Here is a 17,131-nt window from a genome sequence, read left to right on the forward strand (position 1 = left end):
AAAGTGATGGTGAATACATTGTCAGATGTAAACAACACAGATAATTATGGTGCTGGACAAATACAGGTATTAGAAGGACTTGAAGCGGTACGTAAACGCCCTGGTATGTATATTGGCTCAACTTCAGAAAGAGGTTTGCATCATTTGGTATGGGAAATCGTTGATAACAGTATTGACGAAGCGCTAGCTGGATATGCTAATCAAATTGAAGTAGTGATTGAGAATGACAACTGGATTAAAGTGACTGACAATGGTCGTGGTATTCCTGTCGATATTCAAGAAAAAATGGGACGTCCCGCAGTAGAAGTTATTCTTACTGTACTTCATGCCGGAGGTAAATTCGGTGGTGGCGGATACAAAGTATCTGGTGGACTACATGGTGTAGGTTCATCTGTAGTAAATGCGTTATCACAAGATTTAGAAGTGTATGTACACCGTAATGAAACAATTTATCATCAAGCATACAAAAAAGGCGTGCCTCAATTTGATCTTAAAGAAATAGGTAGTACGGATAAAACAGGTACAGTGATTCGCTTTAAAGCAGATAGTGAAATCTTTTCAGAAACAACAGTTTATAATTATGAAACACTTCAAAAACGTATTAGAGAATTAGCATTCTTAAATAAAGGTATTTCAATTACACTAAGAGACGAACGTGAAGATGAAGAACAACGTGAAGACACGTATCATTATGAAGGTGGTATTAAATCTTACGTTGAATTACTGAACGAAAATAAAGAACCTATTCATGACGAACCTATTTATATTCATCAGTCAAAAGATGATATCGAAGTAGAAATTGCAATACAATACAATAGCGGTTATGCTACAAACTTATTATCCTATGCGAATAATATCCACACATATGAAGGTGGTACACATGAAGATGGCTTTAAACGTGCACTTACACGTGTCTTAAACAGTTATGGGACTCAAAGTAAGATTATTAAAGATGATAAAGAACGTCTTTCAGGTGAAGATACACGTGAAGGTTTAACAGCAGTTGTCTCTATAAAACATGGTAATCCACAATTCGAAGGTCAAACGAAGACGAAATTAGGTAACTCTGAAGTACGTCAAATCGTTGATCGATTATTTTCAGAACACTTTGAACGCTTTTTATATGAGAATCCAAATGTTGCAAGAATCATTGTTGAAAAAGGAATCATGGCGTCAAGAGCACGTGTAGCAGCTAAAAAAGCGCGTGAAGTGACACGTCGTAAATCAGCATTAGAAATTTCAAGTTTACCTGGTAAACTGGCAGACTGTTCAAGTAAAAATCCTGATGAAAGTGAAATTTTCTTAGTTGAGGGTGACTCTGCCGGGGGGTCTACAAAAGAAGGTCGTGACTCAAAAACACAAGCGATTTTACCGTTGAGAGGTAAAATATTAAATGTGGAAAAAGCACGTTTAGATCGTATTTTAAATAACAATGAAATCCGTCAAATGATTACAGCATTTGGTACAGGCATAGGTGGCGAATTTGATATTTCTAAAGCCCGTTATCATAAGATTGTTATCATGACAGATGCTGATGTAGATGGTGCGCATATTCGTACATTATTACTTACATTCTTCTACAGATTTATGCGTCCATTAATTGAGGCTGGGTATGTATACATCGCTCAACCACCATTGTATAAGCTAACACAAGGTAAACAAAAATATTACGTCTTTAACGATCGTGAATTGGATAAATTAAAAGCTGAACTAAATCCTACTCCAAAATGGCAAATTTCTCGTTACAAAGGTTTAGGTGAAATGAATGCCGATCAATTATGGGAAACAACAATGAATCCTGAAAATCGTATGATGTTACAAGTAAAACTTGAAGATGCAGTAGAAGCGGATCAAACATTTGAAATGTTAATGGGTGACGTTGTTGAAAATCGTAGACAATTTATCGAAGATAATGCAGTTTATGCTAATTTAGATTTCTAATTTAACTTAATGTGAACTGACTATAAAAGGAGGATATCTTGATGGCTGATTCTCTACCACAATCAAGAATTAATGAAAGAAATATAACCAACGAAATGCGCGAATCATTTTTAGACTATGCGATGAGCGTTATCGTTTCACGTGCATTACCAGATGTACGTGATGGTTTAAAACCTGTACATCGTCGTATTTTATATGGTCTAAATGAACAAGGAATGACTCCAGACAAACCTTATAAAAAATCAGCACGTATTGTTGGGGACGTTATGGGGAAATATCATCCACACGGCGACTCTTCAATTTATGATGCTATGGTAAGAATGGCACAAACCTTTAGCTATCGTTATCCTCTTGTTGATGGTCAAGGTAACTTTGGTTCAATGGATGGTGACGGTGCTGCGGCAATGCGTTATACCGAAGCAAAAATGACCAAAATCACATTAGAACTGTTACGTGATATCAATAAAGATACTATTGATTTCTTAGATAACTATGATGGTACAGAAAGAGAGCCCGAAGTCTTACCTTCTCGTTTCCCTAACCTTTTAGTGAATGGTGCTTCAGGTATTGCGGTTGGTATGGCTACAAATATTCCACCACACAATTTAACAGAAGTCATTGACGGAGTCTTACGTTTAAGTCAAAATCCTGATATCACAATCTCAGAATTGATGGAAGATATTCAAGGTCCTGATTTTCCAACTTCTGGCTTAATTTTAGGTAAAAGTGGCATTAGACGTGCCTATGAAACTGGTCGTGGATCAATTCAAATGCGTGCACGTGCATCAATAGAAGAACGTGGCGGTGGTCGTCAGCGTATTGTTGTGACTGAAATTCCATATCAAGTGAATAAAGCAAGAATGATTGAGAAAATTGCAGAATTAGCGCGTGAGAAAAGAATTGAAGGTATCACAGATCTTCGTGACGAAACAAGTTTACGTACAGGGGTAAGAGTTGTTATTGATGTACGTAAAGATGCCAATGCAAATGTTATTTTAAATAATTTATATAAACATACACCATTACAAACATCATTTGGTGTAAATATGATTGCCCTTGTGAATGGTCGACCTAAATTAATTAACTTAAAAGAAGCGCTTGTTGAATATTTAGAACATCAAAAAACAGTTGTACGTCGTCGTACAGAATACAATTTGAAAAAAGCGAAAGATCGTGCACATATCTTAGAAGGTTTAAGAATTGCGCTGGATCATATTGATGAAATTATTTCTATTATTCGTGAGTCTGACACAGATAAAGTGGCGATGGAAACATTGCAAGAACGTTTTAAATTGTCTGAACGTCAAGCTCAAGCCATTTTAGATATGCGTTTACGTCGTTTAACTGGGTTAGAGCGCGATAAAATTGAAAATGAGTATAATGAATTATTAAGTTATATTGCAGAATTAGAAGAGATTTTAGCAAATGAAGATGTATTACTTCAACTTGTTCGTGATGAGCTTACAGAAATTAAAGAACGTTTCGGTGACGAACGTCGTACTGAAATTCAATTGGGTGGTTTAGATCACTTAGAAGATGAAGACTTAATCCCTGAAGAACAAATTGTCATCACTTTAAGTCATAACAACTATATTAAACGTTTACCTGTATCTACATATCGTTCACAAAACAGAGGTGGACGAGGTGTACAAGGTATGAATACCTTAGAAGAAGACTTTGTCAGTCAACTTGTAACATTAAGTACACATGATAATGTTTTATTCTTTACGAATAAAGGCCGTGTTTATAAGTTGAAAGGATACGAAGTACCTGAATTATCTCGTCAATCTAAAGGTATTCCAGTCATTAATGCGATTGAGCTTGAAAATGATGAAGTGATTAGTACGATGATTGCCGTAAGAGATTTAGAAGATGAGAACAGTTTCTTAGTCTTTGCTACTAAAAAAGGTATTGTTAAACGTTCTGCATTAAGTAACTTCTCTCATATTAATAAGAATGGTAAAATTGCGATTGGCTTTAAAGAAGATGATGAATTAATCGCAGTTCGTCTTACTGATGGTAAACAAGATATTTTACTTGGTACAGCACATGCCTCATTAATTCGATTCCCTGAAAATAGTTTACGCCCACTAGGTCGTACAGCTTCAGGTGTGAGAGGTATTTCTCTAAGAGAAAATGACGTAGTCGTAGGTTTAGACGTAGCCTATGCTGAAAGTGAAGATGAAGTTCTAGTCGTTACTGAAAAAGGTTATGGTAAACGAACACCTGTAAGTGAATATCGTTTATCTAATCGTGGCGGTAAAGGTATAAAAACAGCTAAAATTACAGAACGTAATGGTAATGTTGTATGTATTACAACGGTAAGCGGTCAAGAAGATTTAATGATTGTAACAGATGGTGGTATTATTATTCGTCTACAAGTTGAAGATATTTCTCAAAATGGCCGTGCCACACAAGGTGTGCGATTAATGAAATTAGGCGATAATCAAGCCGTATCAACCGTTGCGAAAGTCATTGATAAAACTGAAGATGAAGCTGCAACTGAAGCGGCACAACAAACAGAAAATGTGAGTGCCCAAACTACAGAAAGTGCAAATGAACAAGTGATAGATGATACGACACCTGGTAACGCTTTGCATACTGAATCTGATGAAGATGATGAAGATGATGAACGCATCGAAGTAAGACAAGATTTCATGGATCGTGTAAATGAAGATATTGAGAATGATTCAGATCAGAATTAAATATAAAAATAAGACTTCCCACATATAGGGAAGTCTTATTTTTATTATTTATCGTTCTAATTCTTTCATTACATAAGGAATTTGATTAATTAATTTTGAAGGGGGCACAACGTACATTTTTTCAGAAAGTTTTTCACCAATATAACTGTGAATATAAGTTGCGCTCGTAACGGCATCTTGTAAGCTATCAAATTGACCTACAAAACTTGTAATCATACCAGCTAATGTATCACCCATACCACCTGTAGCCATTGCAGGTGTGCCAATTGGTAATTTGTATTCTTTATCTTTAAAGAAGATTTCTGTACCGTGTTTTTTTAGTACTACAGTAGCACCTAATTTATCCACAGCTTCTCTATTTCTTTCATACGTTTGTTCTTCAATAGGAATACCACTTAGACGTTCCCATTCTTTTTGATGTGGTGTAAAGATAACACGACATGTAGGAATATCAGGTTTAAGTTTACAAAATATTGTAATTGCATCACCATCTACAATTAAGTTTTGGTGGGGTTGAATATTTTGTAGTAAGAAAGTAATCGCATTATTTCCTTTAAAATCAACGCCAAGACCTGGTCCAATTAAAATACTATCTGTATTCTCAATCATTTTTGTTAACATTTTAGTATCATTAATATCTATTACCATTGCTTCAGGACAACGTGAATGAATGGCTGCATGATTAGTAGGATGTGTGGCTACAGTAATTAAACCACTTCCACTAAAAAGACATGCACGGGCAGCTAACATGATTGCTCCGCCTAAATTTGCACTACCACCAATTAAAAGAATTTTTCCATAATCACCTTTATGCGTTTCGTCATTACGTTTAGGAATTGTCACATTAGTTAATGTTTCCATATGATGAATCCTCCCTATTTAGATTCGAAAGTCATAACTTCTATATATTAAATCAATGAAATGATGAGTTATTAAGACAAGCGAAAATATCATGTGCATTTTAAATACAATAGAAAATATTATACCTGCTTAAGCGTTTCGTCAACACTATTTTAAATAAATTTATAAATGCTAAAATTGACAGAATTTTAACGTATGTAGTTTGTTATATTTGGTTGAGGTAACTGCTTGAAAATTATATATGACTTTGCTATATTAAAATTAACTTAATAAAGTATTGTTCGTAGGCTAAGTAACATAAGGGTATTAATTTCAGAGAGCTTGTGGTTAGTGTAAACAAGTAATTAATTTTTATGCGAATCTACCTACTTATATTGAACAATCGGTTTTAACCGTTATCGATAGTGGAGTGCAATTTAGTTTATTTAATTAAATTGTTAAATAGGGTGGCAACGCGTAGACCACGTCCCTTGTATGGGGACGTGGTCTTTTTTTATTTTAAATCGCTATGGTCACTCAATATAAATTTTTTGGAAGGATGAATATTATATGTTAGACATCAAGCAATTCAGAGACGAAACGGACAAAGTTAAGAGCAAAATTGAATTACGAGTAGATGATTCAAAGGTTGTTGATGAAGTATTAGAATTAGATAATCAACGTCGTGATTTAATTGGTAAAACAGAAGAAATGAAAGCACGTCGTAACAAAGTAAGTGATCAAATCGCTGAAAAAAAACGTAATAAAGAAGATGCAGATGACGTCATTAAAGAAATGCGTGAATTAGGCGATGAAATTAAAGAAAATGATGCAAAATTAAATGAAGTAGATAACAAAATTCGTGATATCTTAATTCGTATTCCAAACTTAATTGCAGATGACGTACCACAAGGTGCTGACGACACTGAAAATGTTGAATTAAAAAAATGGGGTACGCCTCGTGAATTTGATTTTGAACCAAAAGCGCACTGGGATTTAGTAGAAGAATTAAAAATGGCTGATTTCGAACGTGCTGCAAAAGTATCAGGTGCGCGCTTCGTTTATTTAACTAAAGATGGTGCTTTATTAGAACGTGCATTAATGAACTATATGTTAACAAAACATACAACACAACATGGTTATACAGAAATGATGACACCTCAATTGGTAAATGCAGATACAATGTTTGGTACAGGCCAATTACCTAAATTTGAAGAAGATTTATTCAAAGTTGAAAAAGAAGGCTTATATACAATTCCAACTGCAGAAGTGCCATTAACAAACTTCTATAGAAATGAAATTATCCAACCGGATGTGTTACCAGAAAAATTCACTGGTCAAACTGCATGTTTCCGTAGTGAAGCGGGATCAGCTGGTAGAGATACAAGAGGTTTAATTCGTTTACATCAATTCGATAAAGTTGAAATGGTACGTTTTGAAAAACCTGAAGATTCTTGGGATGCATTAGAAGATATGACTCAAAATGCCGAAGCAATTTTAGAAGAATTAAAATTACCATATCGTCGCGTGATCTTATGTACTGGAGATATTGGTTTCAGCGCAAGTAAAACATATGACTTAGAAGTATGGTTACCAAGTTACAATGACTACAAAGAAATTAGTTCTTGCTCAAACTGTACTGATTTCCAAGCTCGTCGTGCTAACATTCGTTTCAAACGTGATGCTTCTTCTAAACCAGAATTAGTACACACATTAAATGGTAGTGGACTTGCAGTAGGTCGTACATTTGCAGCTATCGTAGAAAACTACCAAAACGAAGATGGTTCAATTACAATTCCAGAAGCACTTGTACCATTTATGGGCGGCAAAACAGAAATTCGTCCAGTCAACTAATCATTAAATAGAATTCAACTCATAAAGTGATAGAGTGACATAGTCCTCTATCGCTTTATTTATTTTTATATTAAATAAGACTGCCCTGAGAAAGGTAAATTTAAAAATATCGAAAATTTCTGATATTTTTAAAACATTGAAGTATCAATATTTCTAAACGCCCTTCTCTCTAACCTCACTCAAACGGACGTCTAAAGATATTGAAGCGTCTATTAGATTATATTAGACTAAATTTAATTAAAATATATAGTCAATTTGAAAATACATATATAAAGGGGGAGCTAACATGACGTCACATGTAACATTTCAACAAGGAGTCAAAGAATGTATTCCAACACTACTAGGATACATCGGTATAGGACTATCATTTGGCATTGTGGCAGCTTCTCAGGATTTTAGTGTTCTAGAAATTCTTCTGTTATGTTTATTGGTTTATGCAGGCGCAGCACAATTTATTATTTGTGCTTTAGTTATTACTGGTACACCTATATCAGCAATCGTGTTAACAACGTTAATTGTGAATTCCCGCTTCTTTTTATTGTCTATGACATTATCACCTAATTATAAAGATTATGGTATATGGAATCGTTTAGCTTTGTCTTCTCTTCTTACTGACGAGACCTTTGGGGTTGCTATAACGCCACACTTAAAAGGGGAAACAATTAATGACCGATGGTTACATGGATTAAATATTACTGCTTATTCATTTTGGGCAATCGCTTGTGTGTTAGGAGCAGTCTTTGGGAAATACATCTCTCATCCTGAAATGTTAGGATTAGACTTTGCGATTACAGCTATGTTTATTTTCTTGGCTATGGCTCAATTTGAAACGATTACACGTTCCAAAATAAGTATATATATCGTATTAATTGCGTTCGTTATTGTAATGATGTTCATTTTAAGTTGGTTGATGCCCTCTTATGTGGCCATTCTTGTTACATCAATTTGTGCTGCAACACTTGGGGTGGTGATGGATCGATGACGATAACTGGACATATGCTTTTACTCATCGTTTTATGTGGATTAGTGACATTAATTGTACGTGTCGTACCTTTTTTAATGATTTCACGTATTCAACTGTCAGAAACAGTCATCAAATGGCTGTCGTTTATTCCAATTTCATTATTCACTGCGTTAGTTATTGATAGTTTTATCGTTCAACATAAAGGCATGCAGGGCTTTGAATTAAATATTCCATTCATTGTAGCAACCATTCCTACAGTCATTATCGCAATTGTGACGCGTAGTCTAACCATCACTATTATTGTAGGTATTATATTCATTGCAGGTATACGATGGTTCTTTTAACCCATTTATTTACTGCGCATTGAAGTTAACTAGACAATTGTATTAAAATAAATTTAAATTAAACAATGCAATCAATATATAGATACTCTTATTTTGAGAAGTAGAGGGAATTGGCCCTATGAAGCTTCAGCAACCGACAAATCATTGTACGGTGCTACAACCAACGAGATACTCGAATGATAAGTACTAAAGTATTATCGCTTCACACTTTTAAAATTAAGAGTAGAAGCGATTTTTTTATTCTAAGGAGGCATAGCATGACAAATTATACAGTAGATACATTACATTTAGGTGCTTTTACAACAGAATCAGGTGAAACAATTGAGAATCTAAAATTGCGTTATGAGCACGTAGGTTATTCGGGACAACCGCTTGTTGTGGTTTGTCATGCTCTGACTGGTAATCATTTAACTTATGGTACAGATGAACATCCTGGATGGTGGCGTGAAATCATTGATGGTGGTTATATGCCAATCTATGATTATCAGTTTCTTACTTTTAATGTTATTGGAAGTCCTTTTGGTTCAAGCTCCCCATTAAACGATGCTCATTTTCCTAAAACAATAACATTAAGAGATATAGTTAAGGCAATTGAATTGGGAATAAAGGCCCTTGGATTTACTAAAATCGATATTTTAATTGGTGGCAGTTTAGGTGGCATGCAAGTGATGGAATTATTATATAATCATCAATTCGAAGTAGATAAGGCAGTCATCTTAGCAGCTACAGATAAAACCTCTTCATACAGTCGTGCTTTCAATGAAATTGCACGTGAAGCGATTCATATTGGAGGTAAAGAGGGACTTAGTATTGCAAGACAACTTGGATTCTTAACATATCGTTCTTCAAAAAGTTATGACGCGCGTTTCACACCAGATGAAGTAGTCAATTATCAACGTTATCAAGGCAATAAGTTTAAAGAATCCTACGATTTATCGTGTTACTTAACGATGTTGAATGTCTTAGATAGTCATCATCTTGATCGTCAGCGCGATGATGTGGATGAGGTCTTCCAATCTTTAAATACAAAAGTACTAACTATGGGCTTTACAGATGACTTGTTATATCCAGATGATCAAGTTAGAGCAGTAGGAGAACGTTTTAAATATCATCGTCACTTTTTTGTTCCAGACAACGTAGGCCATGATGGTTTTTTACTTAATTTTAATGACTGGGCACCTAACTTGTATCACTTTTTAAAAGTTTCGAAATTCAAACGAAAATAATAGATAAGAGAACAGTTAACACATTTGTTTAATTTGAATATAGAGGTTAAAATAGACGTTATAGTCAAAAAAGTATAGGAGTGGCGAATGTGTTTTCAAAAGTACATCCTAAAGCAATAATTATAGGAACTATCGTGCTTGTAGCAGTTGCTTTAGTTACGTATGTATTGCCAATAATTGGTCTGATTCTATGTTTATTCGCTACCATTCCAGGGATTATCATGTGGCATAAATCAATTGCTACATTTGGAATTGGAGCTTTACTCACTGTAGTCATCACGACCTTATTAGGGAATACCTTTGTATTAAGTGCCATGATTCTAGTTTTATTACTAAGTTTTGTAATTGGCCAATTATTAAAAGAACGTACATCTAAAGAACGCATCTTATATATTACAACAATGTATATAAGTATTGTGACGTTAATTGCATTTATGTTATTACAAGCGTTCAAAAAGATTCCAAATACCGAAGTATTGATTAAACCAGCAAAAGACGCAATGAACAATGCGATTGTAAATTCAGGCGTTGAATCAGATTATAAGATCATCTTAGAAGAAGGATTTCGTCAAATGGCTGTTCAACTTCCAAGTTACATCATTATTATGGTCTTTCTTTTAGTTTTAATTAATATCATCATTACATTTCCAATTTTACGCAAATTCAAAGTAGCAACACCTATTTTTAGACCTTTATTTGCTTGGCAGATGAATCGCACATTATTATGGATTTACATGATTGTGCTAGTATGTGTGATGTTTGCGATGAAACCAAGTATATTCCAAAGTATCGTATTGAATTTCGAAGTTGTGTTATCATTATTAATGTATATCCAAGGATTGAGTTTGATTCATTTCTTTGGAAAGGCCAAACGATTACCTGATGCGGTATCTATATTATTAATGGTCGTGGGGACAGTGATTTCACCCTTTACGCATATCGTATCATTACTTGGCGTACTTGATTTAGGAATTAACTTAAAACGAATGATTAAAAAATGACTTTAAAAAGTGAATAGAGGTGGAAGAATGAACCGTCAATCCACTAAAAAAGCATTGCTTATTCCTTACATTTTGATGGTGCTTACGGCAATTGCAATTGTTATTGTAGGGTTTATATTTAAACCTTTAATTGCAACGTTTACGGCGATTGCTTTAATCATTATGATCGTCATTAGTGCGGTATTGATTAAACAAGCATTATCAAAAATGGATCATTATGTGGATAATCTGAGTGGTCATATTTCAGCAGGAAGTAATAAAGCAATTAAACGCATGCCAATTGGTTTAGTTGTGATTGATGCTGACGATCACATCGAATGGATCAACCAATATATGTCTGAACATCTAGAAACGAATGTCATCTCAGAACCAGTCAATGAAGTTTTTCCGAATATTCTTAAGCAACTTGAAAGAATACAAGAAATAGAAATCGAACATGGTCAGTACCATTATCATGTGCGTTATTCTGAAGAAGAACGTTGTTTATATTTCTTCGATATTACAGAAGAAGTACATACAAATGAATTATATGAAGAATCAAAGCCTATCATTGCAACGTTGTTTTTAGATAACTACGATGAAATTACACAAAATATGAATGACACACAACGTTCTGAAATCAACTCAATGGTGACACGTATTATTAGTCGATGGGCAACTGAATATAACATTTATTTTAAACGTTATAGTTCAGATCAATTCGTAGCGTATTTAAACCAAAAAATCTTAGCAGAAATAGAAGATTCTAATTTTGATATTCTAAGTCAGTTACGTGAAAAAAGTGTAGGCTATCGTGCACAATTGACATTAAGTATTGGTGTTGGTGAAGGTACCGAAGATTTAATTGAACTTGGTGAATTATCTCAATCAGGACTTGATTTAGCCTTAGGTCGTGGAGGAGACCAAGTTGCAATTAAAAACATGAATGGTAATGTCCGCTTTTACGGAGGTAAGACTGACCCGATGGAAAAACGAACACGTGTTAGAGCACGTGTTATCTCTCACGCATTGAAAGATATCTTAACTGAAGGCGACAAAGTGATTATTATGGGACATAAACGTCCCGACTTAGATGCGGTTGGCGCAGCTATTGGAGTATCTCGATTTGCGTCAATGAATAATTTAGAAGCATATGTGGTACTTAATGAAGAAGATATCGATCCAACATTAAGTCGTGTGATGGAAGAAATTGATAAAAAACCTGAATTGAAAGAACGATTTGTGACATCTGATGAGGCTTGGGATATGATGACGTCAAAAACAACGGTTGTTGTGGTAGACACACATAAACCTGAAATGGTATTAGATGAAAATATTTTAAATAAAGCGAATCGTAAAGTAGTCATTGATCATCATAGACGTGGAGAAAGCTTTATTTCAAATCCATTACTCGTTTATATGGAACCTTATGCAAGTTCAACTGCAGAACTTGTCACAGAGTTATTAGAATATCAGCCAACAGAACAACGTTTATCACGTTTAGAATCTACAATTATGTATGCAGGTATTATTGTTGATACACGTAATTTTACATTACGAACAGGTTCAAGAACGTTTGATGCGGCAAGTTATTTACGTGCGCATGGTGCCGATACAATCTTAACGCAACAATTCCTTAAAGATGATGTTGATACGTATATTAATCGTTCTGAATTGATACGTACAGTTGAAGTTCAAGATCACGGTGTCGCGATTGCTCACGGTTCTAATGATAAAATCTATCATCCTGTAACAGTTGCACAAGCTGCGGATGAATTGTTAAGTTTAGAAGGCATTGAAGCTTCTTACGTTGTAGCGAAACGTGAAGATAATCTTATTGGTATTTCAGCACGTTCATTAGGCGGTATTAATGTTCAATTAACAATGGAAGCCTTAGGTGGCGGAGGTCACTTAACAAATGCTGCAACGCAAATAAAAGGTGTCACTATAGAAGAAGCAATCGAGCAATTACAACAAGCAATTACTGAACAAATGAGTAGGAGTGAAGATACATGAAAGTAATATTTACACAAGATGTTAAAGGTAAAGGTAAAAAAGGTGAAGTTAAAGACGTGCCAGTAGGTTACGCAAATAACTTTTTATTAAAAAATAAATATGCTGTTGAAGCAACACCAGGTAATTTAAAACAATTAGAACAACAAAATAGACGTGCTGAAGCGGATAGACAACAAGAAATCGATGATGCTAAAGCATTAAAAGCAAAATTAGAAGATATCGAAGTTGAAGTAAGTGCTAAAACTGGTGAAGGCGGTAAATTGTTTGGTTCTATTAGTACAAAACAAATTGCTGACGCATTAAAAAATCAACACGATATTAAAATTGATAAACGTAAAATGGATTTACCACACGGTATTCACGCGTTAGGTTATACTAATGTACCTGTTAAATTAGACAAAGAAGTTGAAGGTACAATTCGCGTACACACTGTAGAAAAATAAAAAGATTTAGGACAAATAGGTAGTCCATTCTTTTAAAAGCAATTCATAGAAAGATATAATGTTGCACTAGCATGTCGAAAATTTTAAGATAGATGGGTGTAATGATTGATGGATAATATGTATGATCAAAGACAAATGCCCCATAACAATGAAGCTGAACAGTCTGTCTTAGGTGCAATTATTTTAGATCCAGAATTAATAGGTTCGACTCAGGAGGTATTACTTCCTGAGTCGTTTTATAGAGGTGCACACCAACATATCTTTAGAGCAATGATGAACTTAAACGAAGATGCTCATGAGATTGATGTAGTCACGTTAATGGAACAATTAACGAAAGAAGGTACATTAAGTGAGGCTGGTGGCCCTCAATATTTAGCTGAATTATCGAATAATGTACCGACGACACGTAATATTGAATACTATAGAAATATAGTTGCTAATCTTGCGCTTAAACGTCGATTAATTCAAACAGCTGATAGCATTGCGAATGATGGGTATAATAATGAGCTTGAATTAGATGCTATTTTAAGTGATGCTGAAAAACGTATTCTTGAACTCTCAGCAAACCGTCAAAGTGATGGATTTAAAGATATTAGAGATGTCTTAGGTCAAGTATATGAGACTGCAGAGGAACTTGATCAAAATAGTGGGCAAACGCCGGGTATTCCTACTGGATACCGCGATTTAGACCAGATGACTGCGGGCTTTAATAGAAATGATTTAATTATTTTAGCAGCCCGTCCTTCTGTAGGTAAGACTGCCTTCGCACTTAATATCGCTCAAAAAGTAGCCACTCATGAAGATAACTATACAGTAGGTATTTTCTCACTTGAAATGGGTGCCGATCAACTTGCGACACGTATGATTTGTAGTTCAGGAAATGTAGATTCTAACCGTTTAAGAACAGGGACAATGACAGAAGAAGACTGGAATCGATTTACGATTGCAGTAGGTAAATTATCGAGAACAAAGATTTTTATTGATGATACACCAGGAATTCGTATTACAGATTTACGATCAAAGTGTCGTCGTCTTAAACAAGAACATGGTCTTGATATGATTGTCATTGACTATCTACAACTTATTCAAGGGAGTGGCTCACGCTTTTCAGATAATAGACAACAAGAAGTCTCTGAAATCTCACGTACGTTAAAAGCCATCGCTCGTGAATTAGAATGTCCCGTTATCGCACTGAGTCAGTTATCTCGTGGCGTAGAACAACGTCAAGATAAACGACCAATGATGAGTGATATTCGTGAATCAGGATCAATTGAGCAAGACGCAGATATTGTTGCGTTCTTGTATCGTGATGATTATTATAATCGAGGCGATGGTGAAGAAGATGACGATAGTACGCAGTTCGAACCTCAATCCAATGACGATAATGGTGAGATTGAAATTATTATTGCCAAACAACGTAACGGCCCGACAGGCACAGTGAAGTTACACTTTATGAAACAATATAATAAATTTACAGACATTGATTATGCACATGCAGACATGTCATAAAAATATTTTTTACCGTACATTATTATTATTTTTAATATAAATGTACGGTTTTTATTTTGTTTTTAAAAAGTAAAGTTAAGTGAAGTATGTGTATTAAACATTTGTAAAACTGACTTGAGATACTGGTAAATTAGCAATTTTAAAGGTTTTTTAATAAAAAATACGTATTTATTTGACTGATGTGAATGCTATTTTTAATGTTCGATTTTTATTTGCATTATATGAAACGTATTGATAGAATACTTAGTGGTTAATTGAGAAAACTTTGGAGGTGCTCACATGTCATCAATCGTAGTAGTTGGGACACAATGGGGAGACGAAGGTAAAGGTAAAATTACAGATTTCTTAGCAGAACAAGCAGATGTGATTGCGCGTTTTTCAGGTGGTAATAACGCAGGTCATACCATTCAGTTTGGTGGAGAAACATACAAATTACATTTAGTACCATCAGGTATTTTTTATAAAGATAAATTAGCAGTGATTGGTAATGGAGTGGTTGTAGATCCTGTTGCATTATTAAAAGAATTAGACGGTTTAAATGAACGTGGTATTTCTACAGATAATCTACGTATTTCAAACCGTGCGCAAGTCATCTTACCGTATCACTTAGCACAAGATGAATATGAAGAACGTCGTCGCGGCGATAATAAAATCGGTACAACGAAAAAAGGTATTGGACCAGCTTATGTAGATAAAGCACAACGTATTGGTATTCGTATGGCTGATCTATTAGAAAAAGATACATTTGAAAGACGTTTAAAAGAAAATATTGAGATTAAAAATGCATATTTCAAAGGGATGTTTAATGAAACTTGTCCACACTTTGATGAAATGTTCGATGAATACTATGCCGCTGGTCAACGTTTAAAAGAATTCGTTACAGATACAGCTAAAATTTTGGATGACGCTTTCGTAGCTGATGAAAAGGTTTTATTTGAAGGTGCACAAGGTGTTATGTTAGATATCGACCATGGTACATATCCTTTCGTAACGTCAAGTAATCCTGTTGCAGGTAACGTGACAGTAGGAACTGGCGTGGGTCCAACCTTCGTATCTAAAGTGATTGGTGTATGTAAATCCTATACATCTCGTGTAGGTGATGGCCCATTCCCTACTGAATTATTCGATGAAGATGGTCATCATATTAGAGAAGTAGGTCGTGAATATGGAACGACAACAGGACGTCCTCGTCGTGTAGGTTGGTTCGACTCAGTTGTATTACGTCACTCTCGTCGTGTAAGTGGTATTACAGACTTATCTATTAACTCAATTGACGTTTTAACAGGTTTAGATACAGTTAAAATCTGTACAGCATATGAGTTAGATGGTGAAACAATCACAGAATATCCAGCAAACTTAGATCAATTACGTCGTTGTAAACCCATCTTCGAAGAATTACCTGGTTGGACGGAAGACATTACAGGTTGTCGTACATTAGAAGAATTACCTGAAAACGCACGTAAATACTTAGAACGTATTTCTGAATTATGTGGCGTTCATATTTCAATCTTCTCTGTAGGCCCTGACCGTGAGCAAACAAACCTATTAGAAAAATTATGGTAAGAAAAGCGTATAAACCTAGAGCAATAACGTGCTAAGAGCGAAAATCGGTTTTTGATTTTAGAGATTAGCATATGATGGATGAGAGAATTACGTTTCGAAGCCCGTTAATAATAAAACATTTAATTGTATACATCTAACGTTGTTAAAGTGACTCACTTTAGCAACGTTTTTTATATATAAAATAAGATAATGATAACCGTATCATTTAAATTTGAATATGAATTAATAATGTAAAAGTAAAGAAAAAAAGTATATTGTTATGTAATCTATCTTCAAAACAACTCTTTTTTTCTAAAAATTAAGGAATTATAAAAAAATATTAAAATTATGTAAAAAAGTTCTTGTCTTTAAAATAAAAGCTATGCTATAATCTATCTTGTGCTTAAGAACGGCTCCTTGGTCAAGCGGTTAAGACACCGCCCTTTCACGGCGGTAACACGGGTTCGAGTCCCGTAGGAGTCACCATTTTAGGTCTCGTAGTGTAGCGGTTAACACGCCTGCCTGTCACGCAGGAGATCGCGGGTTCGATTCCCGTCGAGACCGTATTGCTTATCCAAAAGGGTAGGCATTTTTTTTAATATGGCTTCTTTATTTTTATAAATATATAGACGTTATCATGAGTAAAACGATGTGCGTATTACAAATAGGTGACGTCGCAATATATTTTTAATATTTCTCTCTTTTTTTATACATCTTTTATATATCACTCTTAATTTTCAACGATTATCCTCTATCATCATTTTGTA

12 protein-coding genes, 2 tRNA genes, 1 riboswitch and 1 other annotated feature are annotated in these 17,131 nt (G+C 34.6%); of the genes, 13 read left to right on the forward strand and 1 reads right to left on the reverse strand.

What is annotated here, in order from left to right:
- The first annotated feature begins 6 nt into the window (after nucleotides 1-6).
- Both gyrB and gyrA read left to right on the forward strand, forming a co-directional pair.
- Nucleotides 7-1,941: a DNA topoisomerase (ATP-hydrolyzing) subunit B gene (gyrB, locus tag HMPREF2561_RS09845; RefSeq protein ID WP_019834694.1), complete on the forward strand. Its 1,935-nt coding sequence runs from the start codon at nucleotides 7-9 to the stop codon at nucleotides 1,939-1,941.
- 41 nt (nucleotides 1,942-1,982) lie between these two features.
- A complete protein-coding gene (gyrA, locus tag HMPREF2561_RS09850) occupies nucleotides 1,983-4,646 on the forward strand; it encodes a DNA gyrase subunit A (RefSeq protein WP_070468737.1) in 2,664 nt (887 codons plus the stop codon).
- A 48-nt stretch (nucleotides 4,647-4,694) separates the two neighbouring features.
- On the opposite strand, the gene HMPREF2561_RS09855 is transcribed toward gyrA, so the two are convergent.
- A complete protein-coding gene (locus tag HMPREF2561_RS09855) occupies nucleotides 4,695-5,507 on the reverse strand; it encodes an NAD(P)H-hydrate dehydratase (RefSeq protein WP_002488487.1) in 813 nt (270 codons plus the stop codon).
- A 270-nt stretch (nucleotides 5,508-5,777) separates the two neighbouring features.
- Nucleotides 5,778-5,981: a binding site (T-box leader), on the forward strand.
- 75 nt (nucleotides 5,982-6,056) lie between these two features.
- On the opposite strand from HMPREF2561_RS09855, the gene serS reads away from it, so the two are divergent.
- From serS to HMPREF2561_RS09910, 11 genes are all read left to right on the forward strand, one after another.
- A complete protein-coding gene (serS, locus tag HMPREF2561_RS09860; RefSeq protein ID WP_070468739.1) occupies nucleotides 6,057-7,340 on the forward strand; it encodes a serine--tRNA ligase in 1,284 nt (427 codons plus the stop codon).
- Nucleotides 7,341-7,626: 286 nt separating this feature from the next.
- Nucleotides 7,627-8,322, forward strand: coding sequence for an AzlC family ABC transporter permease (locus HMPREF2561_RS09865; RefSeq protein WP_017175619.1), 696 nt, complete (start codon nucleotides 7,627-7,629; stop codon nucleotides 8,320-8,322).
- Entirely contained in the window at nucleotides 8,319-8,648 is a 330-nt protein-coding gene (locus HMPREF2561_RS09870) for an AzlD domain-containing protein (RefSeq protein WP_048680094.1), read from the forward strand. Before HMPREF2561_RS09865 ends, HMPREF2561_RS09870 begins: the two co-directional genes overlap by 4 nt.
- A gap of 85 nt (nucleotides 8,649-8,733) precedes the next feature.
- Nucleotides 8,734-8,834: riboswitch (SAM riboswitch) on the forward strand.
- A gap of 71 nt (nucleotides 8,835-8,905) precedes the next feature.
- Nucleotides 8,906-9,874, forward strand: a complete 969-nt coding sequence (locus HMPREF2561_RS09875) for a homoserine O-acetyltransferase MetX (protein ID WP_017175617.1) — start codon at nucleotides 8,906-8,908, stop codon at nucleotides 9,872-9,874.
- A gap of 89 nt (nucleotides 9,875-9,963) precedes the next feature.
- The gene (locus tag HMPREF2561_RS09880) at nucleotides 9,964-10,875 is read left to right on the forward strand and encodes a YybS family protein (protein WP_017175616.1); all 912 of its coding nucleotides are present in this window, start codon (nucleotides 9,964-9,966) and stop codon (nucleotides 10,873-10,875) included.
- Nucleotides 10,876-10,902: 27 nt separating this feature from the next.
- Nucleotides 10,903-12,870, forward strand: coding sequence for a DHH family phosphoesterase (locus HMPREF2561_RS09885; protein ID WP_017175615.1), 1,968 nt, complete (start codon nucleotides 10,903-10,905; stop codon nucleotides 12,868-12,870).
- On the forward strand, nucleotides 12,867-13,313 hold the full coding sequence (rplI, locus tag HMPREF2561_RS09890) for a 50S ribosomal protein L9 (RefSeq protein ID WP_002488452.1): 447 nt from the start codon (nucleotides 12,867-12,869) through the stop codon (nucleotides 13,311-13,313). The genes HMPREF2561_RS09885 and rplI overlap by 4 nt, the downstream gene beginning before the upstream one ends.
- 108 nt (nucleotides 13,314-13,421) lie before the next feature.
- Nucleotides 13,422-14,822, forward strand: a complete 1,401-nt coding sequence (dnaB, locus tag HMPREF2561_RS09895; protein WP_002449507.1) for a replicative DNA helicase — start codon at nucleotides 13,422-13,424, stop codon at nucleotides 14,820-14,822.
- Nucleotides 14,823-15,101: 279 nt separating this feature from the next.
- The gene (locus HMPREF2561_RS09900) at nucleotides 15,102-16,385 is read left to right on the forward strand and encodes an adenylosuccinate synthase (RefSeq protein WP_017175614.1); all 1,284 of its coding nucleotides are present in this window, start codon (nucleotides 15,102-15,104) and stop codon (nucleotides 16,383-16,385) included.
- 390 nt (nucleotides 16,386-16,775) lie between these two features.
- Nucleotides 16,776-16,850 (forward strand) — tRNA-Glu (locus HMPREF2561_RS09905).
- A gap of 5 nt (nucleotides 16,851-16,855) precedes the next feature.
- Nucleotides 16,856-16,928, forward strand: a tRNA-Asp gene (locus tag HMPREF2561_RS09910).
- Nucleotides 16,929-17,131: the final 203 nt, after the last annotated feature.

The sequence above is a fragment of the Staphylococcus sp. HMSC069E10 genome (assembly GCF_001809205.1).
Taxonomy (GTDB): domain Bacteria; phylum Bacillota; class Bacilli; order Staphylococcales; family Staphylococcaceae; genus Staphylococcus; species Staphylococcus hominis.